This window comes from Sphingomonas citricola, from assembly GCF_019429535.1.
Lineage (GTDB): Bacteria > Pseudomonadota > Alphaproteobacteria > Sphingomonadales > Sphingomonadaceae > Sphingomonas > Sphingomonas citricola.
In genome coordinates this window covers 84,241-103,639 of the sequence record NZ_JAHXZM010000004.1, presented here as the reverse complement: position 1 = coordinate 103,639, position 19,399 = coordinate 84,241, and the positions used below count along the sequence as shown (strand labels likewise).

Annotated in this window: 16 protein-coding genes; 9 read left to right on the top strand and 7 right to left on the bottom strand. The window is 69.4% G+C overall.

Annotated elements, in window-relative coordinates; genetic code table 11:
- Positions 1-17 precede the first annotated feature (17 nt).
- From purH to KZ810_RS11035, 4 genes are read right to left on the bottom strand one after another with little or no spacing between them, the layout of a single operon-like run.
- Positions 18-1,589, bottom strand: a complete 1,572-nt coding sequence (purH, locus tag KZ810_RS11050; RefSeq protein WP_219769464.1) for a bifunctional phosphoribosylaminoimidazolecarboxamide formyltransferase/IMP cyclohydrolase — start codon at positions 1,587-1,589, stop codon at positions 18-20.
- Between the two features lie 33 nt (positions 1,590-1,622).
- On the bottom strand, positions 1,623-3,374 hold the full coding sequence (locus KZ810_RS11045) for a heparinase II/III family protein (RefSeq protein WP_219769171.1): 1,752 nt from the start codon (positions 3,372-3,374) through the stop codon (positions 1,623-1,625).
- Positions 3,371-4,033, bottom strand: a complete 663-nt coding sequence (gene rpe, locus KZ810_RS11040) for a ribulose-phosphate 3-epimerase (RefSeq protein WP_219769170.1) — start codon at positions 4,031-4,033, stop codon at positions 3,371-3,373. Before rpe ends, KZ810_RS11045 begins: the two co-directional genes overlap by 4 nt.
- Before the next feature lie 44 nt (positions 4,034-4,077).
- Positions 4,078-5,349, bottom strand: coding sequence for an RsmB/NOP family class I SAM-dependent RNA methyltransferase (locus tag KZ810_RS11035; RefSeq protein ID WP_219769169.1), 1,272 nt, complete (start codon positions 5,347-5,349; stop codon positions 4,078-4,080).
- Between the two features lie 99 nt (positions 5,350-5,448).
- On the opposite strand from KZ810_RS11035, the gene KZ810_RS11030 reads away from it, so the two are divergent.
- The 3 genes from KZ810_RS11030 (at position 5,449) to tal (ending at position 9,022) form a co-directional block, all read left to right on the top strand.
- Positions 5,449-5,610 carry a DUF1674 domain-containing protein gene (locus KZ810_RS11030; protein ID WP_219769463.1) on the top strand — a complete coding sequence of 54 codons (162 nt, stop codon included), beginning with the start codon at positions 5,449-5,451 and terminating at the stop codon, positions 5,608-5,610.
- 135 nt (positions 5,611-5,745) lie between these two features.
- Positions 5,746-7,821: a transketolase gene (gene tkt / locus KZ810_RS11025; protein ID WP_219769168.1), complete on the top strand. Its 2,076-nt coding sequence runs from the start codon at positions 5,746-5,748 to the stop codon at positions 7,819-7,821.
- Between the two features lie 94 nt (positions 7,822-7,915).
- A complete protein-coding gene (tal, locus tag KZ810_RS11020) occupies positions 7,916-9,022 on the top strand; it encodes a transaldolase (RefSeq protein ID WP_219769167.1) in 1,107 nt (368 codons plus the stop codon).
- A gap of 68 nt (positions 9,023-9,090) precedes the next feature.
- Here tal and wecB read toward each other — a convergent pair whose 3' ends face one another.
- The 3 genes from wecB to KZ810_RS11005 all read right to left on the bottom strand — a co-directional run bounded on the left by wecB (position 9,091) and on the right by KZ810_RS11005 (position 12,487).
- Positions 9,091-10,251, bottom strand: coding sequence for a non-hydrolyzing UDP-N-acetylglucosamine 2-epimerase (gene wecB / locus KZ810_RS11015; protein WP_373369158.1), 1,161 nt, complete (start codon positions 10,249-10,251; stop codon positions 9,091-9,093).
- Between the two features lie 67 nt (positions 10,252-10,318).
- A complete protein-coding gene (locus KZ810_RS11010; RefSeq protein WP_219769166.1) occupies positions 10,319-11,323 on the bottom strand; it encodes a GDP-mannose 4,6-dehydratase in 1,005 nt (334 codons plus the stop codon).
- A gap of 99 nt (positions 11,324-11,422) precedes the next feature.
- Complete coding sequence (locus KZ810_RS11005) at positions 11,423-12,487, bottom strand: acyltransferase family protein (protein ID WP_219769165.1); 1,065 nt, start codon at positions 12,485-12,487, stop codon at positions 11,423-11,425.
- Between the two features lie 185 nt (positions 12,488-12,672).
- Here KZ810_RS11005 and KZ810_RS11000 point away from each other — a divergent pair, with 185 nt between their 5' ends.
- From KZ810_RS11000 to KZ810_RS10975, 6 genes are all read left to right on the top strand, one after another.
- Positions 12,673-13,140: a hypothetical protein gene (locus KZ810_RS11000; protein WP_219769164.1), complete on the top strand. Its 468-nt coding sequence runs from the start codon at positions 12,673-12,675 to the stop codon at positions 13,138-13,140.
- Positions 13,110-14,393 carry an SGNH/GDSL hydrolase family protein gene (locus KZ810_RS10995; protein WP_219769163.1) on the top strand — a complete coding sequence of 428 codons (1,284 nt, stop codon included), beginning with the start codon at positions 13,110-13,112 and terminating at the stop codon, positions 14,391-14,393. Before KZ810_RS11000 ends, KZ810_RS10995 begins: the two co-directional genes overlap by 31 nt.
- A 109-nt stretch (positions 14,394-14,502) precedes the next feature.
- Positions 14,503-15,957: an O-antigen ligase family protein gene (locus tag KZ810_RS10990; protein WP_219769162.1), complete on the top strand. Its 1,455-nt coding sequence runs from the start codon at positions 14,503-14,505 to the stop codon at positions 15,955-15,957.
- On the top strand, positions 15,950-16,822 hold the full coding sequence (locus tag KZ810_RS10985; RefSeq protein ID WP_219769161.1) for a glycosyltransferase family 2 protein: 873 nt from the start codon (positions 15,950-15,952) through the stop codon (positions 16,820-16,822). The genes KZ810_RS10990 and KZ810_RS10985 overlap by 8 nt, the downstream gene beginning before the upstream one ends.
- On the top strand, positions 16,819-18,123 hold the full coding sequence (locus KZ810_RS10980; RefSeq protein WP_219769160.1) for a hypothetical protein: 1,305 nt from the start codon (positions 16,819-16,821) through the stop codon (positions 18,121-18,123). The genes KZ810_RS10985 and KZ810_RS10980 overlap by 4 nt, the downstream gene beginning before the upstream one ends.
- Positions 18,108-19,376 (top strand): glycosyltransferase family 4 protein, encoded by a 1,269-nt coding sequence (locus tag KZ810_RS10975; protein WP_219769159.1) that lies wholly within the window; start codon positions 18,108-18,110, stop codon positions 19,374-19,376. The genes KZ810_RS10980 and KZ810_RS10975 overlap by 16 nt, the downstream gene beginning before the upstream one ends.
- Positions 19,377-19,399 lie beyond the last annotated feature (23 nt).

The following is a 19,399-nucleotide window of genomic DNA, read 5'->3' as shown; positions in this document are numbered from 1 at the left end:
CCCCCCCCCGGCCTCGATCAGTGGCGGAAGTGGCGCATTCCGGTGAACACCATCGCCAGCCCCGCCTCGTCCGCCGCCGCGATCACCTCGTCGTCGCGGATCGAACCGCCGGGCTGGATCACCGCGGTCGCCCCCGCCTCGACTGCGGCCAGCAGTCCGTCGGCGAAGGGGAAGAACGCGTCGGAGGCGACCGCCGAGCCGATCGTACGCGGGCTCGCCCAGCCCGCCTTGTCGGCGGCGTCCTTCGCCTTCCACGCCGCGATGCGTGCCGATTCGAGCCGGTTCATCTGTCCCGCGCCGACGCCCGCGGTCGCGCCGTCCTTCGCATAAACGATCGCGTTCGACTTGACGTGCTTGGCGATCGTCCAGGCGAAGCGGCAGTCGACCAATTCCTGCGGCGTCGGCTGGCGCTTGGTCACGACCTTGAGCATGTTGTCGGTGAGGACACCGTTGTCGCGTCCCTGTACCAGCCATCCGCCCGCGATCGATTTGGCGAACAATCCGCCACGCGCCGCATCGGGCAGGTCACCGGTCAGCAGCAGCCGCAGATTCTTCTTGGCGGCGAACAGCGCGATCGCCTCCTCGTCGGCGTCGGGCGCGACCACCACTTCGGTGAAGATGCCGGTGATCGCCTGCGCGGTCGCCGCGTCGAGCCGCCGGTTGAGCGCGATGATACCCCCGAACGCCGACACCGTGTCGCACGCGAACGCCTGGGCATAGGCTTCTTCCAGGGTCGTCGCGGTCGCGACGCCGCACGGATTGGCGTGCTTGACGATCACGCAGGTGGGCGCAGCCTCGCGGAACTCCGCCACCAGCTCGAGCGCCGCGTCGGCATCGTTGTAATTGTTGTAGCTGAGCGCCTTGCCCTGCACCTGCCGCGCCTGGCCGATGCCGCGCACGCCGTCGTTCGCGGCATAGAAGGCCGCGGCCTGATGCGGGTTCTCGCCGTAGCGCAATGGGTCGCCCGCTCGGCGTAGCGTCAGCGGCAGCACGTCGGGGAACGCCGCGCCCTGGTCGACCTGCCCGAACCAGCGCGCGATCGCGCCGTCGTACGCCGCGGTCAGCGCGAACGCCTTCGCGGCCAACCGGCGGCGATCCTCGAGCGTCGTTTCGCCGCCTGCCACCAGCGCATAATCCGCCGGATCGGTAACGATCGCGACATAAGCGTGGTTCTTCGCGGCCGATCGCACCATGCTCGGCCCGCCGATATCGATGTTCTCGACCACCTCGTCGCGCTCGGCCCCCTTCGCGACCGTCGCCTCGAACGGGTAGAGGTTGACCACCACCAGATCGATCGCGCCGATACCGTGTTCCTGCATCGAGGCCGCGTGGCCCGCGTCGTCGCGCACCGCGAGCAGACCGCCGTGCACCATCGGGTGTAGCGTCTTGACGCGCCCGTCCATCATCTCGGGAAAACCGGTCAGCTCGGAGATGTCGCGCACGTCGAGCCCGGCGTCGCGCAGCGCCTTCGCGGTGCCCCCGGTCGAAACGAGTTCGACGCCGCGGCCGGCAAGCGCGCGGGCGAGATCGATCACCCCCGTCTTGTCGGACACGGAGAGAAGCGCGCGCTTGATCGTGATGCTGGTCATAGCCTTACCCATATTTTCGCGCGCCTTGGCCGCTCAGCGCGCGCGCTTCAAGACCCAGCTGATCGTCGCCCCGCCCGGCGCCGCACTGCTGCCGACCACGATCTGCTGCGTCGGCACGATCTCGCCCACGGCGTCGACCCACACGCTGTCCTCGATCAGCACGGTCCCGCCCGCCGCGCGGAAATGCCACACCGCGCCTTGCGGCGTCGACAGCGTTGCCCCCTGCGCGTCGGGACTGACGGTCACGTCCACCCCGGCGCCTAGGTGAAACCGTGCGGCGAAGGGCGCCGCACTTCGGCCTTGCCGCTTGCCCGCGGGGAGCAGCGAATCCTCACCGCGCAGATCCAGCCCGTCGCCCGTCATCGTCAGCGTGCGGTGATGCCGAAAGCCGAAGCGCCGCGCGTAGCCGTCATGGCGCGCCTCGATCCGGCTGCCCGCGTCCGACTCCTGCCGCGACAGATCGACCTCGCTCACCCCGCGGCCGAGTGATCCGTCGGGCAACAACGCGGTCGAATTGGTGTCGGCGAGCACCAGCGTCGAATGCGCCGCGGTCGAGCGCAGCCCGGCCGCCAGCGCCGCATCGTGAATCGCGAGTGCGCCGCCGCAATTGACGATCACGCGTTCCTCGCCGTCGGACAGTTCGAAGGCGAGCGTCGACGCGCACGCGCCCGCCGCGCTCGGGCTGGTCGGCGGGGGGGCGGCGTCCATCACCAGCACGCTGCGCGCCGCGGCGATCCGCTGGTAGCCACGGTCGCTCGCCTGCCGCAGCGGACGGCGCACGACGCGGCTCGCCTGCAACACCGCCTGCACCTCGTCGGCGGCGATCGGCCCCGCCCCCTGCCAGCTCGACAGTCCCGCATCGCCCATCATCGTGCCGAGCAGCGCCGACACCATCCGCGCCAGCACCTGCGACACCGTGTCGGGCAGGTCGAGCCGGCGTGCGTCATAGGCGGCACGCAGGCATGCCAGCAGCTCGATCGCGTCCAGCTGATCGCGCGGGGACCGGCTGGCGATCCCGCCGTCGCCGCCGATCGACACCGCCAACGCGCGCTCCAGCCCGGCCTCGCCGATCGCGCGGCGCGGGTCGCCGCCGGGGATTAGCAACCCGGCCACCACCACGCCGCACCACGCGGCGATCCGGCGCACCCCCGCGGGCGTCTTGTCGGCCGTGCGATCGAGGTGCCGCGCCCCGCGCGCGATCGCGCTCAGCACGCTGCTGCGGTAGATCAGGTCGGTCGATGACAGGAGCAGCGGCGCGTGCGCGGTCCACATCAGCATCCGCCGGCCCCACAGATCGGGGCGCCAGCCGCGCTCGGTCACGCGCTCGCCGTGCACCGCGAGCCAGCGCTGCGTCAGAATCTCCGCGGTGCGCGTCGCCGCAGCACGGTCGGGCGCCGTCCACAGGTCGCGCAACCAGGCGAAGCTCTGCGCGTGGTCGTCGAAGGACGTGCTGCCGATCGAGGCGGCGAAGGTCACTTCGTCGAGCGCGCGGAATTCATTGCCCCAGGCAAGCCAGCCCGCGGTCAGCGCCTCGCCGCGCTCGGGGTCGCCGGCCATCGGATCGGCCGGCACCGCGAGGAGCTTGCGCGGGTAGCGGCCCTTCAACCGCATGTCGTGGATCGGCGTGCGCCACGTCAGCCGGTCGAAATAATCGACGACGCGCTGGCCGAGCGACGCGCTGCCGTCGCCGGCAACGCGCACCATGCGGTGGCCGGCGCCGATCGTGTCGCGCGCCTGACGATCGCTCGTCCCGCCGGCGGGCTCGTCGGCGCGCATGTCGCTCATTCGCCGCGGATCGCCCGGATGTTGGCGGCATAGGCCTCGGGGCCGCCGCGGAAGGTGGCGGTGCCCGCGACCAGTGCGTCGGCCCCCGCGTCGATCGCGCGGCGCGCGGTCGTGGCATCGATCCCGCCGTCGACCTCCAGGTCGATGTCGCGCCCGGTCGCATCGATCATCTTGCGGATCGCGGCGATCTTTTTCAGCTGACTGTCGATGAAATGCTGCCCGCCGAACCCCGGATTGACGCTCATCACCAGCACCAGGTCGACCATGTCGAGCAGGTAGTCGAGCATCTTGGCGGGCGTGCCGGGGCACAGCACCACGCCCGCGCGCTTGCCGAGCGACTTGATATGCTGGAGCGAGCGGTGGATGTGCGGCCCCGCCTCCGGGTGGACGGTGATCGTGTCCGCGCCGGCCTCGGCGAACGCGTCCAGGTACGCGTCGATCGGCGCAATCATCAGGTGAACGTCGAACGGCTTGGTCGTGTGCGGGCGGATCGCCTTCACGATCGCGGGGCCCATCGAGATGTTCGGGACGAAATGCCCGTCCATCACGTCGATGTGAATCCAGTCCGCGCCGGCGGCGTCGATCGCGCGGACCTCCTCGCCCAGCCTAGCGAAATCGGCGGACAGGATCGAGGGGGCGATGCGGACGGGTTTCTGCATGGTGCCCGCACCTAGCGTGCCCGGCCCGTTACCGCCAGCGTGCGCTATCCGCCAGCACGACGCAACCGCGCGACGAAGAAGCCGTCGCACCCGCCCGCGTCGGCCAGCATCGTCGGCAGCGTGCGGACATAGCCGCGTTCTTGCGGGACAATCCCCTGCGGCAGTTCGTCGGGGCGCGCCGGCTCGATTGCGTAATCGCTACGTTGCCCGAGGAAACGGTCGAGCTGCGCCTCGCCCTCCTCGGGTTCCAGCGAACAGGTGGCGTAGACGAGCGTACCGCCCGGCACGACCCAGTCGGCGGCACGGTCCAGCACGCGCGCCTGCAACGCGGCGGCTTCCGCGATCACCGCGTCGTGCGCGCGGTAGAGCACGTCGGGGTGGCGACGGAAGATGCCCGTCGCGCTGCACGGCGCATCGATCAGCACCGCCTGCGCCGGCGCTGGCGGTGCCCAGTCGAGCACGTCGGCGATTGTCACGTCGAACGCGAGCCCGGTGCGCGCGCGGTTCTGCGCCAGCCGCTCGGCGCGCGTCTGAGACACGTCGACCGCCTCGACCTGCCAGCCGGCGGCGGCGAGCTGCAGCGTCTTGCCGCCGGGTGCCGCGCACAGGTCGAGCGCCTTGCCCGTCCCCCGCCCGATCAGTCGCGCGGGGATCGTCGCCGCGATGTCCTGCACCCACCAGCCACCCGCCTCGTAGCCGGCGAGGCCGGGTACGTCGCCGCCCTCGACGCGGACGTGACCGGGCGCGAGCGAGACGCCGTCCGGGTGCACCACCTCGTCGGCGCGCAACGTCAGGTCGAGCGGCGGCGGCACCGCGACCGCGCGCGCTGCCGCGGCCACCATGTCGTCACCCCAATGCGTGCGCCAGCGTGCCGCGACGTGCGCGGGCAGCGTCGGCTGCTCGGGTAGCGCCGCATTCTGCCGCATCAGCGTGCCGAACACGCCGTGGACCAACCGCTTGGGCCCACCGTCGATCAACGGCAGCACCGTCGCGATCGCCGCATGCGGCGGCGTGCCGAGCGACAGCGCCTGGACGAGCGCGATGCGCAGCACGAAGCGCGCCTTGGCATCGTCGGGCAGCCGCTGCCGCGTCGCCGAATCGATCAGCACGTCGAGATCGGGCAACCGCCGCAGCGTCTCCGCCGCGATCGCGTGGGCGAGGCCGCGGTCGGGCCCGCCGTGGAGCGCGCGCGTCGCGAGCGGCAACGCGGCGTCGAGCGCCTCGCCGCGCCGGAGCACCGCGTCGAGCAGGCGAAGCGCCGCACGCCTGGGCGCGGTACCCAGCGGCTCGCCCGCACGCGTCATGTCGCGCGCCATCAGCCGTGCGCTGCGCCGAAGTGGGTGGTCATCTTGAAGCGGTTCATGCCGGCCCATATGTCGCGGGCGCTCAACGCGTACAATCCGAAAGGCCGGTTCATGGGAAAGCGCCCCGACAACGTGAAGCCGCCCGAATATCTCACCCCCAACACGCCCGTCCCCGAACCCGAGCCGATGCAGCGCCCGGCCGAGGACCCGCTGGGTCGTGATCCGGTTCGCTACGGCGATTGGGAGAAGAAGGGCATCGCGATCGATTTCTAGGCGGCGGGGGCAGGCGGCATCCGCAAAGTCGTTACGTATCTGGAACGCGGTGGAACGAGCGTCTAAGGCGGCGGGCATTCGGCAACCGGGCGCGCATCGGTGCGTTCGCGCTTCAACCCGACAAGAGGCTTTCCGATGACTGACACCGCTACCGCCGCGACCACCGGCACCGATCTGCACGAGGACGGCACGCCGGAACGGCTGCAGATCGACACGATCCGCACGCTGTCGATGGACGCGGTGCAGAAGGCGAATTCGGGCCACCCCGGCACACCAATGGCGCTGGCACCGGTCGGCTGGACGGTGTGGAGCAATTACCTGCGCTACGATCCGGGTGCGCCGCAATGGCCCAACCGCGACCGCTTCGTGCTCTCGGTCGGCCACGCCTCGATGCTGCTCTACGCGCTGCTGCATCTCGCCGGCGTCGAGGAAGTCGACGGGTCGGGTAAGAAGACGGGCCACCCCGCGATCAGCCTCGACGACATCAAGCAGTTCCGCCAGCTGTCGTCGAAGACGCCGGGCCACCCTGAATACCGCCACACCACCGGCGTCGAGACGACCACCGGCCCGTTGGGGCAGGGCTGCGGCAATTCGGTCGGCATGGCGATCGCCGAGCGTTGGCTCGCCGCGCGCTACAACAAGCCCGGCTTCACGCTGTTCGACCATGACGTTTACGTCGTGTGCGGCGACGGCGACATGATGGAGGGCGTCAGCGCCGAGGCCGCGAGCATCGCGGGGCACCTGAAACTCTCCAACCTGTGCTGGATCTACGACAGCAACCATATCTCGATCGAAGGCGGGACCGACCTCGCGTTCGACGAGGACGTCGGCAAGCGTTTCCAGGCTTATGGCTGGAACGTCATCCACGTGAACGACGTCAACGATCTCGGTGCGATGAACGCCGCGCTCGACACGTTCAAGGCCACGAACGACAAGCCCACCTTCATCGTCGCGCATTCGGTGATCGGCTGGGGCAGCCCCAAGGCGGGCAGCGAGAAAGCGCACGGCGAACCGCTCGGCGCGGAGGCGATCACCAAGACCAAGCAGGCGTACGGCTGGCCGGCCGAGGATTTCTACGTCCCCGCCGATGCCAAGACCGCGTTCGAGCAGGCGGTGCGCGGCCGCGGCGAGAAACTGCGTACCGAATGGGAGGCGCTGCTCGCGAGATACAGGGAGCAATTCCCGACCGAGGCCGCCGAGCTCAAGCAGCTCCTGTCCGACGAGCTGCCCGATGGCTGGGAAGACACGATCCCGACCTTCGAGGCCGACGAGAAGGGGCTCGCCAGCCGCGATTCGAGCGGCAAGGTACTGAACGCGATCGTCAAGAAGGTGCCGTGGCTGCTCGGCGGCTCGGCCGATCTCGCGCCCTCGACCAAGACCGACATCAAGGAAGCCGCCTCGTTCGAGGCGAGCAACTACGGCGGCGCCAACTTCCACTTCGGCGTGCGCGAGCACGGCATGGGCGCGGTGGTGAACGGCATGGCGCTGTCGCACCTGCGCGCCTACGGCTCCACCTTCCTCGTCTTCATCGACTATATGCGTGCGCCCGTGCGCCTGTCGGCGATCATGGAGATCGGCTCGGTCTGGGTTTACACCCACGACTCGATCGGCGTCGGTGAGGACGGCCCGACGCACCAGCCGATCGAGCAGTTAGCGACGATGCGCGCGATCCCCGGACTCGACACGATCCGCCCCGGCGACGCGAACGAGGTCGCGGAGGCATGGCGCGCGATCATCAAGGATGGCAGCACCCCCGCCGCACTGGTCCTCTCGCGCCAGGCATTGCCGACGCTCGACCGCCGCAAGTACGCGAGCGCCGCGGGCGTCGCGCAGGGCGGCTACGTCCTCGCCGACAGCGAGAATCCGCAGGTCATCCTGATCGCGACCGGCTCCGAAGTCTCGCTCGCGGTCAACGCGTACGAGAAGCTCAAGGAAGAAGGCATCGCCGCGCGCGTCGTCTCGATGCCGAGCTGGTATCGCTACGAAAAGCAGAGCGACGACTACAAGGAGAGCGTTCTGCCCAAGTCGGTCAAGGCGCGCGTCGCGATCGAGATGGCGGGCGAGATCGGCTGGGACCGCTACGTCGGCTACGAGGGCAAGACGATCACGATGTCGACCTTCGGTGCCTCCGCCCCGATCGCCAAGCTACAGGACAAATACGGCTTCACGGTCGAGAACGTGGTGAAGGTCGCGAAGGAAGTGATGGGCTGACCCCGATCGGCGCGCCGCGGGCGGTCCGCGGCGCGCATCCCTATATCCGCACCAGGCGGTCCGGCGCGAACGGCGATCAAGAGGATTTCAAGGCATGAGCAAGCTCGAACAACTCCGCGACATCGGTCAGGCGCCGTGGCTCGACTTCGTCGACCGCAAGTTCCTCGATGCCGGTGGCCTGAAAAAGCTGGTCGAGGAGGACGGCGTGACCGGCGTCACCTCCAATCCGACGATTTTCGAGAAGGCGATGGGCGCGGGCGACGCTTATGCCGCCGGCTTCGCCGCGTTCGACAAGGCCAATCCGAACGCCGAGCCGATGGCACGCTACGAATCGCAGGCGGTGAAGGACATCCAGTCGGCGTGCGACGTGCTGCGCCCCGTCTATGACCGGCTTGAGGGCAAGGACGGCTACGTCAGCCTCGAGGTCTCGCCTTATCTCGCGCTCAAGGGACCGGAGACGGCGGAGGAAGCCGAACGGCTGTGGAAGGCGGTCGACCGCCCCAATCTGATGATCAAGATACCCGGCACCGACGACGGCGTCCGCGCGATCCGCGATACGATCGCCAAGGGGATCAACGTCAACGTGACGCTGCTGTTCTCGGTCGAGTCGTACCGGAACGTCGCCAACGCCTATGTCGAGGGGCTGGAGGAGCGCGTGTCGAAGGACATGCCCGTCGACAAGATCGCGAGCGTCGCCAGCTTCTTCATCAGCCGTATCGACGGCAAGATTGACGACAAGATCGATGCGGGTACCGGCGGTGACGAGGCCAAGGCGCTGAAGGGCAAGGTGGCGATCGCCAACGCCAAGCTCGCCTATGCCTGGTACGAGGAGTTCATCGCGTCCGATCGCTGGCAGAAGCTCGCCGCCAAGGGCGCGCAGCCGCAGCGGCTGCTCTGGGCGTCGACCGGCACCAAGAACCCTGATTATCCCGACACGCTCTACGTCGACGAACTGGTCGGCCCCGACACCGTCAATACCATGCCACCCAAGACGATGGACGCGTTCCGCGACCACGGCACGGTCGAGATTACTTTGACCAAGGACATCGAGGGCGCGCGCAAGACGATTGCCGATGCCGAGCGGCTCGGGCTCGACCTCGATGGCGTGACGAAGACGCTGGTTGACGAAGGCGTGGCGAGCTTCACCAAATCGTTCGACGACCTGCTCGCCGCGATCGGCAAGCAGAAGGCCGACGCCTGACCTGAACGATCGGTCCCGGTGGCGCCCCGCTCGCGCCGCCGGGGCCGTCCGTCCGGCGATCCGTTGCCTCAGGCGACCGCGCGCGGCGGCACCTCGTTACGCGCCGCCCAGGCGACCAGCGCGTCGATGATCCGCGGCACGGCACGGCCGTCGCCGTACGGATTGTGCACTCCGCTCATCGCCGCATAAGCGTCCGCGTCGGTCAACAGCCGCGATGCTTCGCGCACGATCGCTTCCTCGTCGGTGCCGACCAGCCGCACCGTGCCCGCGTCGACCGCCTCGGGTCGCTCGGTCGTGTCGCGCATGACGAGCACCGGCTTGCCGAGCGACGGCGCTTCCTCCTGGATGCCGCCCGAATCGGTCAGCACCAGCGTCGCCGCGTCGAGCATGGCGACGAACGGCAGGTAATCGAGCGGCGCGATCAGCTGGACGTTCGACAGCCCGCTTAGCAGCCGGTTGACCGGTTCCTGCACGTTCGGGTTGAGGTGGACCGGATAGACCCAGTCTACACCGGGAAAATCGCGCGCCAGCCGCGCGAGCGCGGCGCAGATACGCTCGAACCCGGCACCGAAATTCTCACGGCGATGGCCCGTCACCAGCACCATGCGCCGGCCCGCGGTGGGCAGCGGCAGCCCCGCGGTCACGCGCGCGTGGAGGTCGGCGTCGCCGCGCAGGCGTGCCACCACCTTCAACAGCGCGTCGATCACGGTGTTGCCGGTGACGGTGATGATCCGGGGGTCGATCCCCTCGGCGCGCAGATTGTGGCTCGCACGCGTCGTCGGCGCGAAATGGAGCGCGGCGAGGCTGCCGGTCAGCTTGCGGTTCGCCTCCTCCGGCCAGGGGGCGTAGAGGTCGCCGGTGCGCAGCCCCGCTTCGACATGCGCGACGGGTATGCGGTGCCAATAGGCCGACAGGGATGCCGCCAGCGTCGTCAGCGTGTCGCCGTGCACCAGCACCACGTCGGGGCGCTGGTGCGCGAACACCTCCGCCATGCCCGACAGCACCGCGGTCGCGACGCCCGTCAGATCCTGTCCCGGCCGCATCACCGCCAGGTCGTGGTCGGCGGTCAGATCGAACAGCCGCATGACCTGGTCGAGCATCTCGCGGTGCTGCCCGGTCACGCAGATCCGCGCATCGAAACGCGCGTCGTCGGCGAGCGCGAGCGCGAGGGGCGCCATCTTGATCGCCTCGGGCCGGGTGCCGAACACCGACAGAACCTTGATCAACACCGCAACCCCGCTTGGTCGTTCGCGCCGGAGCGTAGCGCGCAAGGTTTAACGAAGCGATGCCGCGCGATCAGTCCCGGATTGCGTGATAGTCGCGATACCAGTCGACGAAGCGGGGGATGCCGACGTCGATCGAGGTGGTGGGCGCGTAGCCCAGGTCGCGGTTGATCGCGGAGATGTCGGCGAAGGTGCGGTGCACGTCGCCGGGCTGCATCGGCTGGTGGTCGCGGATCGCGGTGCGCCCCGTCGCCTGTTCGAGCACGTCGATCATGCGGCCGAGCTGCTCGGCATTGTTGTTGCCGATATTGTAGATCCGGTGCGGGGCGACGCTGCCGCCCGCCTTCACCGCGCCGTCGTCGGCGGGCGGATGGTCGAGGCAGGCGACGACGCCCGAGACGATGTCGTCGATGTAGGTGAAGTCGCGCTGCATGTCGCCGTTGTTGAACACCTTGATCGGGCGGCCAGCGAACATCGCCTCGGTGAACATCCACAACGCCATGTCGGGGCGACCCCACGGCCCGTAGACGGTGAAGAAGCGCAATCCGGTCTGCGGCAGGCGATAGAGGTGCGCATAGGTTTCGCTCATCAACTCGTCCGCCTTCTTGGTCGCGGCGTAGAGCGAGACGGGGTGGTCGACGCGGTCCTCGACCGCGAACGGCAGCTTGGTGTTGCCGCCGTAGACCGACGAGGAGGAGGCGTAGACCAGATGCGCGACACCTCGCTCGCGCGCGAGCTCGAGCATGTTGAGATGCCCGACGAGGTTCGCCTGGACATAGGCGTGGGGGTTCTCGATCGAGTAGCGCACGCCCGCCTGCGCGCCGAGATGGACGATGCGGTCGAACACGTATCCGTGCAGCGCCTGCGTCAACGCGGCCATGTCGGCGAAGTCGAGCGGAATGAAGGTGAAGGCCTCGCCGTAACGCTGGGCCAGATGCGCGAGCCGCGCGTGCTTGAGCGCGGGTGGGTAGTAATCGTTGAGATTGTCGATGCCGATCACGCGGTCGCCGCGCGCGAGCAGCCGCTCGGCCACGTGCATCCCGATGAACCCGGCCGCGCCGGTCACCAACGTCGTCATGCTTGTTACCCCCCGCGGTCAGGTCGCCCCGTCGTAGCGTCGCGGCCATGCCTCGCAAGCCTGAAGGCTTCGTTGCCGCCGATCAGGCCAGGCGCGCGTTCACGGGGCGACGGCGATCACGGCGCGCGGACGATGCGTCAGCCGCTTCGCGCATCGGATCGTGGGCCGTTCGATCCAGCGATGAACCGCCGCGGCGACCACGAGCGTGCCGGCGAGCGTCGCGGCGAGGAACAGCAGCGCGCTCACCGCACCGTCGAGCGTGATCAGGCGAGCGACGACACGCGTCACCGGGATGTGGAACAGATAGGCACCGTAGCTGACCCCGCCCAGCCACAACAACGCCGGCGGCACCGCGCCGGCGCGGCGGTGAAAAGCAACGAAGCTCGCGCATGCCGCCACCCCGGCGAGCAGAACCCCCGTCGGCGTCGAGCGCGTGAAGCTGTGATCGCTCTGGCTCGCGAGCAGTGGCATCGCGAGGAGTGCGGCCACCGCGAGCGCGAACGCGTATCCCCTCGCGGCGCGTTGCTCGTGCGCGATCCGCAGCAACGTGCCGGTGAACAGGAACGACAGATGCGCGCCGAGATAGAGTAGCGGCACCGCGACACCGAGCGCACGCGCGATCACGCCCGCGACCGGCAGCGCGACGCAGACGAGGCCGAGCGCGAATACCGCGTCGGGTCGGCGCAACCAGCCGACCGAGAACAACGTGGCGCACAAGACGTAGAACGCGAACTCTACGAACAACGTCCAGTACACCCCCGATATCGGCACCGCGCCGAACAGCGTCGGCGCCATCGTCAGATTGGCGACGAGTTGCGCGGATGTGGGTGGGATCGCGCTCGTCGCCGCCATCACCGCGATCGATAGCCAGAAAGCGGGGTAGAGGCGCAGCACGCGGCTGATCGCGAAGCGCGGCAGCGCATGCGTGCCGTGCAGGCTGAACGGCACGACATAGCCACTGATCAGGAAGAACAGCACGACGCCGTAGCGGCCGAGATCGAAGCGATCGAGCGTGATCGCGGAAAGCCAGGTATGAACGGCGGGCGAGCGTACGGACGGCCCCGCCGCGGCGATGATCGGCTGCACCGCGTGCTGAACGCAGACGCATAGCGCCGCCACCCCGCGCAGCGCATCGATCGGTGCGATCCGATTTCCGTTCGCCAACACGTCCCCCATCCGCCCGGCAGCGCCCGCCATACGGCGAGCACGATGCAGGTGTGACACGCGCCCTCGCCCGCATCAAGCGGCGGCGCCGGCGCTTGATGCCGGCCCGCGCGCGATTGTCGCTGTCCTACACGCGAGGTGCCGCATAGCCGGAACAAACAGCGAACATACAAGGAGGCGACGTGATGAACGACGTACAGGTTGGCGCACCCGGCGGGTTCGTGCCGCAGATCGCGCTGACGCTCGGCGCACGCGATGGCACTGCGGTCGCGATCGATCCGAGCAATCCGCTGCCGACGCGAATGATGGCGGTGGCGGCCGGGTCGGTTTCAATCGCCGGGGTGATGACCGACAGCGGCATCGTCGGCCCGTTCACACCCGACCTGTTGCGCGCGATCATCGTCACGCTGGCGGGCGAGTGGACCGGTACGGTCAGTGTCCTGCGATCGAGCGACGGCGGCGCGACGCGGCAGCCGCTGACCTTCGTCGACGGCTCGGCGAAGGGGGTGTGGAGCGGCAACGTCAACACAGCGATCGGCGAGGAGAGCGTCGCGGGCGCGCGCTACTACCTCCAGTTCGCCCGTATGTCGGGCACGCTTTCCTTCCGCGTGGAGCAGCGACGATGGCGCTCGACATCGACGCACAGGGCCTAGCGCTCGGCGCGCGCGCGCTCGCGGAGGCGCGGCACGAGGGGTATTTCCCGGTCGCCTGCCGGACGGGCGCCGCGTTCGGGCGCGCGGTCGCTTCGAACAATCCCGGCGTCGCGCGGACGCGGCACATACTGCCGTACGGCGCGATCGACGTGATCCCGGTCTATGCCGGCTGGACGCTGCAACCGGGCGAGGTGTCGACTGCGGCGCTCGCCGGCATCCACCTCGGTATCGAGCCGACGTGGGGGGCGCAGTCGATGTGGGGTGCGACCGGCAACGGCGCGGCGGTGGTCCGGCGGGTCAGCGCGAACGGCAATCTGTCGCCGACCGTCCCCGCCGACCATCTGCTGCTGCCCGAACCGGTCGCGGTCAACCGCCGCGCGGGCGAGGCGATCGGCACGCGCATCTGGGTACCGAGCGGATCGGGCTATGCCGCCAGCCGATCGGTGCTTTCGGGGCAGGATTATTGCTACATCGGCGCCAACGCGACCGATTGGGCGTGGGGCGGGACGATCACGGGCGCGAGCCCACTCGCCGCGACGATTCAGCCGATCGCGATCCTCGGGCGGGCCCCCGATCGACGGCGGCACCCCGCGGTCGCGGTCGTCGGCGATTCGATCGGCTATGGCAATGTCAGCATGGCGGGCGGCGCGCTCGGCTGGGACAATGACGCCGACGGCAATTCGGGCTGGATCGAGCGCGCGCTGGCCAATCGCGTCGCGTGGAGCAACCTGTCCGCACCGGGCGACCGGCTCGATTACCTGACCAACGTCAACGGCGGCGCGGGCGGGCGCCGTGTCGGGCGCGGCAATGCGCTGCGCCGGCTCGGCTACAGCCATGTGATCCACGCTTTGTCGGGCACCAACGACGCCTTCGCCGGGCTGACGCTGGCGCAGATCCAGGATCGCTGGCTCAACTGGACCGACGAACTCGTCGGCATGGGACACCGCGTCTGGGCGGTGACGCCGTTGCCGCACACCGCGTCGAGCGACAATTGGTCGACGCTCGCCAACCAGAGCGTGACCGCGCCAGGCGCGGTGCTGGCGCAGATGGCGGACTGGATCCGCGCCAACGCGCGGGGGTTCGGGTGCGAGCGCGTGATCGATCTGGCGGCGCTGGTCGACAATGGCGCCGGGCGCTGGCGTGTCGACCTGGCCGCGCAACTCGCCGCACCGCCGACCTACGACGGCGTGCACCCCGGCAGCGCGATGACGCAGTGGATCGCCGCGCAGGGGCTGCTCGCCGGGCTGCGCTGACGCGATCGTCCGGCACGTACCCGCCGAATTGGACATCCCCGCAGTGGTATGCGCGCACGGCGCTGCGTACACCGGGTGCGGGAGAAAACGAGCGGGGGCTTGTTGACACATGCGCGCGGCGGCTGGCGGCAGCGATGGTTCGTGCCCGACCGTGCGGGCTGGGCGCGCGCCGTCGTTCGTTGCCGTCGACGGGTTCGGCGCCGGCGCCCAATTCGACGCGCTAGCTGACGTCGCGATCGAGGGCACGGCACGCCCGCGACGTCCGGGCCGGGGCGGAGAGCGTGTCTTCGGTGCCGAGCCGATCGCGCTGATCCCGCCGCGACGTCTCCGTCAGCGCCCGCGCGCGTGGCCGGTCGCGCTGGTGACCGCGGCGGTCACGTGGGTCGCCGCGGTCGGCTTGCAGCCGCTGCAGGATCGCGCCGATTTCGTTCAATATGCGGTGGTCGACCAGCGGCTCTACATGCCCTTCTACCTCGGGCTCGCCGCGCTCGCGCTCGTTGCGTGGTTACGCCTGCCGGCATTCCCGCGCCAACTGATCGACCCGCTGCTGCTCGGCTTTCTGTTGTGGGCGGCGGTGACCGTGATGGTCGCGCCCGAGCCTGCGCGGGCGGCGCTCAACTGGGGCAAGCAGGTCGCCTATCTGCTCGGCGTCGGCGCGCTGGTCACGCTGGCGCCGTCGCAGCGACTGCTGGTGCGCGTGCTCGCGGCGACGCTGCTGGCGATCGTCGCGATCGATCTGGTCGCGGTCGTGATCCGTCCCGATGTCGCAGTCCACCAGGCAAGCGATGCGGTCGAGCCGACGCTCGCGGGACTGTGGCGCGGCCTCCACCCGCACAAGGCGAAGTTCGGCGAAGCGCTCGCCTTCGCGTTTCTGTTGACGCAGTTCGAGGCACGCGCGCGGCACGAACGCTGGCGGCTCGTGCTGTTGCCGCTGCTCGTCCTGGTGATGGTCGCGGCGGGGGCGAAGACCTCGCTGCTCGCGCTGGCGCTCGCGCTCGTCACCACCGCCGCGCTGACGCGGGTCGCGCGTCACGTCCCCGGTCCGGTCGCGACGGTCGTCGCGGCACCGTTCGTCGCGGTGGCGGGTGTCGGTATCGCAGCACTAGTGCCCGTACTGCTCGCCGACCTGTTTGGCGACGTGACGCTCGCGGGGCGCACCAGGTTATGGGCGTTTCTCTGGCACTATGCCGCGGCGCACCCGCTGGCGGGCAGCGGGTTCATGTCGTTCTTCGTCGGGGAGGGCGGGCCGCTGTTTCGCTCGGGCGATGCGCTGCTGATGCGGATGGGGAATGCGCACAATTCGTTCCTCGACCTGCTCGTCACGACGGGCTGGCCCGGTGCGATGCTGGGCTGTCTCGCGCTCGTCGTCGCGCCTGTCGCGCGGGCGTACCGACGATTGCCCGACGACCGTTTCGCACGCTTGTGGGTGACGGTGCTGCTGTTCGGCGGAATCAGCAGCCTGACCAGCGTCACCCTGCTCCAGACCGAACGGGCGGCCGGGCTGATGATGACGCTCGCTTATGCCGGTCTGCGGCTGCGGCGCCCGGTCGCCGCCGATGGCTGAGCGCGTCACCGTGTCGGTGATCATCACCGCTTATCGTCGCGCTGCCGTGGTGGGCGCGGCGATCGCGTCGGCGCTGGCGCAGACGTACCCGGTGTTCGAGGTCGTCGTCGTCGACGATGCCTCGGGCGACGATACCCCGGCCGCGGTGCTGGCGGAGCGCGACCGCCGCGTACGACTGGTGCGGCTGCACGACAATCTCGGGCCGGCCGGGGCGATGAACGCCGGGATCGCGGCCGCGCGCGGCGACCTCGTCGCGCTTCTCGACAGCGATGACCTATGGCTGGCCGAAAAGCTCGAGCGGCAGGTGGCCGCGTGGCAGGCGCACCCGTCGCGCGACCGCGTGCTCGTCGCCTCGCGGGTGATCGAGGAGGTCGACGGGGTTCAAATCCGCGTTCGGCCCGATCGGGTGATGCGGCCGCGTGAGGACGTGGGCGACTATCTGTTCGTCCACGACGGGCTGATCCAGACGAGCACCATGCTGCTCCCGCGCACGCTGGCGCAGGCGGTCGGCTTCGATGCGGCGACCCGGCGCCATTCCGATCCGGGCTTCGTCCTGCGCCTGCGGGCGGCGGGGGCCACGATCCTTCATCTGCCCGATGCGCTGATTCGCTGGCGGGCGGTCGGCGGGGTCGCGCGCGTGAGCGGCGCAGATGCGCTGCGCCCGTCGCTCGACTGGCTCGACCGTCATGCCGCCATGCTCAGCCCGCGCGCACGCGTCGCGTTCCGGTATCGCAATCACATCCGCATCGTGCGACGCAACCGACCCGTGGCGGCCGCGTGGCTGACGCTGCGGGCGTTGTTCGCCGGGGTGATCGGCCGGCGCGAGATCGCCCGACTGATCCGCCGCGTCGGAGCGCGCGCATGACGGCGGCGCGCGCGTCCCGAGCGATCGCGGTCGTACCGGTGCGGGGCGAGGTGGCGGCGCTCGCCACGCGGCTCGCCTCGGCGGGTGCGGCGACGGCGCTGCTCAGCGGCTTCAACTTCCTGCTCGGCATCGTGCTGGTGCGGCGACTTCCTCCCGTGGCCTTCGGCGCCTGGGCCGTGATGACGACGCTGCAGGCGATCGCCGCCGCCATCGTCACCGCCGGGTTCGCGCAGCAGATGGCCTATGCCTTTCCGCGCTCGACCAGCCCTGCGTCGTTGCGCGCCGCGGCGGGTGTGTTCGACCGGATGATGTCGCTCGCGCTGCTGCTGTTGCTGCCGGTCACGATCGCCACGTTGGTCGCGCTTCGCCTGCCCGTCGCGGTCGTCCTGGCGGGATGCGCCTATACCGCCGCCGCGACGTACCGCGGATACGTGCGCGCGCGCGGCTTCGCGCTCAGGCGGCCGACCGAAGCCTTGCGCGGTGACGCGGTGTACGTCGTCGTCGCGACGGCGGGATTGCTCGTCCTGCGACACGACGATCGGCTCGCGCCGCTGCTGTTGCTGCTCGCGCTGGCCAACGTCGCGGCGCTGGGACGCAGCCACGGCATGCGCGCGACCAGCTTCGCGCAGTGGCGGCGCGCCGCGCTCGCCTATCGTCGACACCTTCCGCGCGTGCGCTGGTCGGTAGTGACGATCGCCTTGTCCACCGCGGTGATGCTCAGCCCCAATCTCGCGCTCGCCAGTCCGGGATCGCTCGTCGCGCTCGCGACCGTCGCCGCGCCCGCGGCGCTGCTCGCACCGCTTCGCCTCGTCGCGCTGACCGCGCAGGCGTTCCTGCGCGCCGAGTTCGCCGCGCTCATTCATGCCGGACGCGTGCGCGCCGCGCTCACGCTTTACGCCGCCGCCGGCGCGGCGGCGCTGCTGATCGGCACGCTGCTCGCGGGTGCGGTGTCGCTGGGGTGGGGGCAGGTCCACGCATATCTGTTCGCGAAGTACGACGATGGCGCGCTGCTGTGGCAGGTGACGACGTTGTCGCTGCTCGTCGCCACGGTCAACATCGTCCGGCTGCCGGGCGCGATGCTGCTGAACGCGCTCGGCATCTTTCGCGCCCCCGCGATCGCGCTCGCCGTGTTGGTAATGCCGGTACTGGGATGGACGTTCTGCGCCGCGCAGCGCGGATATGTCGCCCAGATCCTGTGGGCGCCCCTGCTGAGCGAAGCGTTGCTGCTGGCCGTCGAGGGTATCGTCCTCGCGCGCGCCGTGCGTGCGGGAAAGGAGCAACGCGCATGCGCCGGCTGCTGAACGTCAACACCTATCATTATCGCCGTGGCGGCGCCGACGCGGTCTATTTCGATCACGGCGCGATGTTCGCGGCCTCGGGCTGGCATTGCGGCTGGTTCGCGATGCACCATCCGCGCAATGAACAGACACCCTGGTCGCGCTTCTTCGTCGACGAGATCGAACTGGGGCACGATTACCCGCTGACGCGCAAGCTGGCGATCGCGAAGCAGGTGATCCACTCGCGCAGCCACGCCCGCGCGATCAACCGGCTGCTCGACGAATTTCCGGCCGATATCGCGCACGTTCACAACATCCGCCACCACATCGGCGCCAACATCCTCGCCGAATTTCAGCGGCGCGGCACCCGCGTCGTCCTGACGGTGCACGACCTGAAACTCCTGTGCCCGGCGTATCGGATGCACGACGGAAACGGCATCTGCGAGTCGTGCCGCCCGAACGCGGTGCACAACTGCGCGATGAAGCGCTGCATGCACGGCTCACTCGCACTCTCGGGGCTGATCGCGCTCGAATCCGCGATCCATCGCTGGACCGGCGCGTACCGACGCCACGTCGACCGTATCGTCTGCCCAAGCCGCTTCTACCTCGACCAGCACGTCGCCTGGGGTTGGCCGCGCGAGCAATTGGCCTACATCCCCAACAGCGTCAGTCTGCCCGCGCTGACCGACATCCCGCCGGTTGGTGAATACGCCTGCTATTTCGGCCGTCTGTCGTTCGAGAAAGGCGTATCGACGCTGATCCGCGCCGCCGCCCGTGCAGGCATCGCGCTTCACCTGGTCGGCGAAGGCCCGGAGGAGGATCGCCTGCGCGCGCTGGCGGCCGATGTCGGCGCGACCGTCACCTTCCACGGCCATTGTAGCGGCGAGGCCCTGTCCCGCATCATCCGTCACGCGCGCGTCTGCGTGCTGCCGTCCGAATGGTACGAGAACGCGCCCAAAAGCGTGCTCGAGGCCTTCGCACATGGGAAGGTCGTGATCGGCGCACGCATCGGCGGGATCACCGAACTGATCGACGAGGGTGAAACCGGCTGGCTGTTTCCCAGCGGTGACGTCGATGCACTTGCGGCCACGTTGCGACACGCATGGGCTATCGACCCCTCGGTCCTGCGCGACATGGGCGCGCGCGCCGCAGCACTTGTCCAACGGCGCTTCTCGACGGACCGCTATTTCAACGCAATGAATGAGCTCTACGACGAGATACGCGGTGATTCGACAACTGTAAGTAAATCCCGCCAGATACGACAATTGCGCAATTGACGATGATTAATTTCCGTTCATAA

Coding starts and splice junctions, on each gene's coding strand:
- purH (WP_219769464.1), bottom strand. CDS start 1,589: ATGACCAGCATCACGATCAAGCGCGCGCTTCTCTCCGTGTCCGACAAG.
- KZ810_RS11045 (WP_219769171.1), bottom strand. CDS start 3,374: ATGAGCGACATGCGCGCCGACGAGCCCGCCGGCGGGACGAGCGATCGT.
- rpe (WP_219769170.1), bottom strand. CDS start 4,033: ATGCAGAAACCCGTCCGCATCGCCCCCTCGATCCTGTCCGCCGATTTC.
- KZ810_RS11035 (WP_219769169.1), bottom strand. CDS start 5,349: ATGGCGCGCGACATGACGCGTGCGGGCGAGCCGCTGGGTACCGCGCCC.
- KZ810_RS11030 (WP_219769463.1), top strand. CDS start 5,449: ATGGGAAAGCGCCCCGACAACGTGAAGCCGCCCGAATATCTCACCCCC.
- tkt (WP_219769168.1), top strand. CDS start 5,746: ATGACTGACACCGCTACCGCCGCGACCACCGGCACCGATCTGCACGAG.
- tal (WP_219769167.1), top strand. CDS start 7,916: ATGAGCAAGCTCGAACAACTCCGCGACATCGGTCAGGCGCCGTGGCTC.
- KZ810_RS11010 (WP_219769166.1), bottom strand. CDS start 11,323: ATGACGACGTTGGTGACCGGCGCGGCCGGGTTCATCGGGATGCACGTG.
- KZ810_RS11000 (WP_219769164.1), top strand. CDS start 12,673: ATGAACGACGTACAGGTTGGCGCACCCGGCGGGTTCGTGCCGCAGATC.
- KZ810_RS10995 (WP_219769163.1), top strand. CDS start 13,110: ATGGCGCTCGACATCGACGCACAGGGCCTAGCGCTCGGCGCGCGCGCG.
- KZ810_RS10990 (WP_219769162.1), top strand. CDS start 14,503: ATGCGCGCGGCGGCTGGCGGCAGCGATGGTTCGTGCCCGACCGTGCGG.
- KZ810_RS10985 (WP_219769161.1), top strand. CDS start 15,950: ATGGCTGAGCGCGTCACCGTGTCGGTGATCATCACCGCTTATCGTCGC.
- KZ810_RS10980 (WP_219769160.1), top strand. CDS start 16,819: ATGACGGCGGCGCGCGCGTCCCGAGCGATCGCGGTCGTACCGGTGCGG.
- KZ810_RS10975 (WP_219769159.1), top strand. CDS start 18,108: ATGCGCCGGCTGCTGAACGTCAACACCTATCATTATCGCCGTGGCGGC.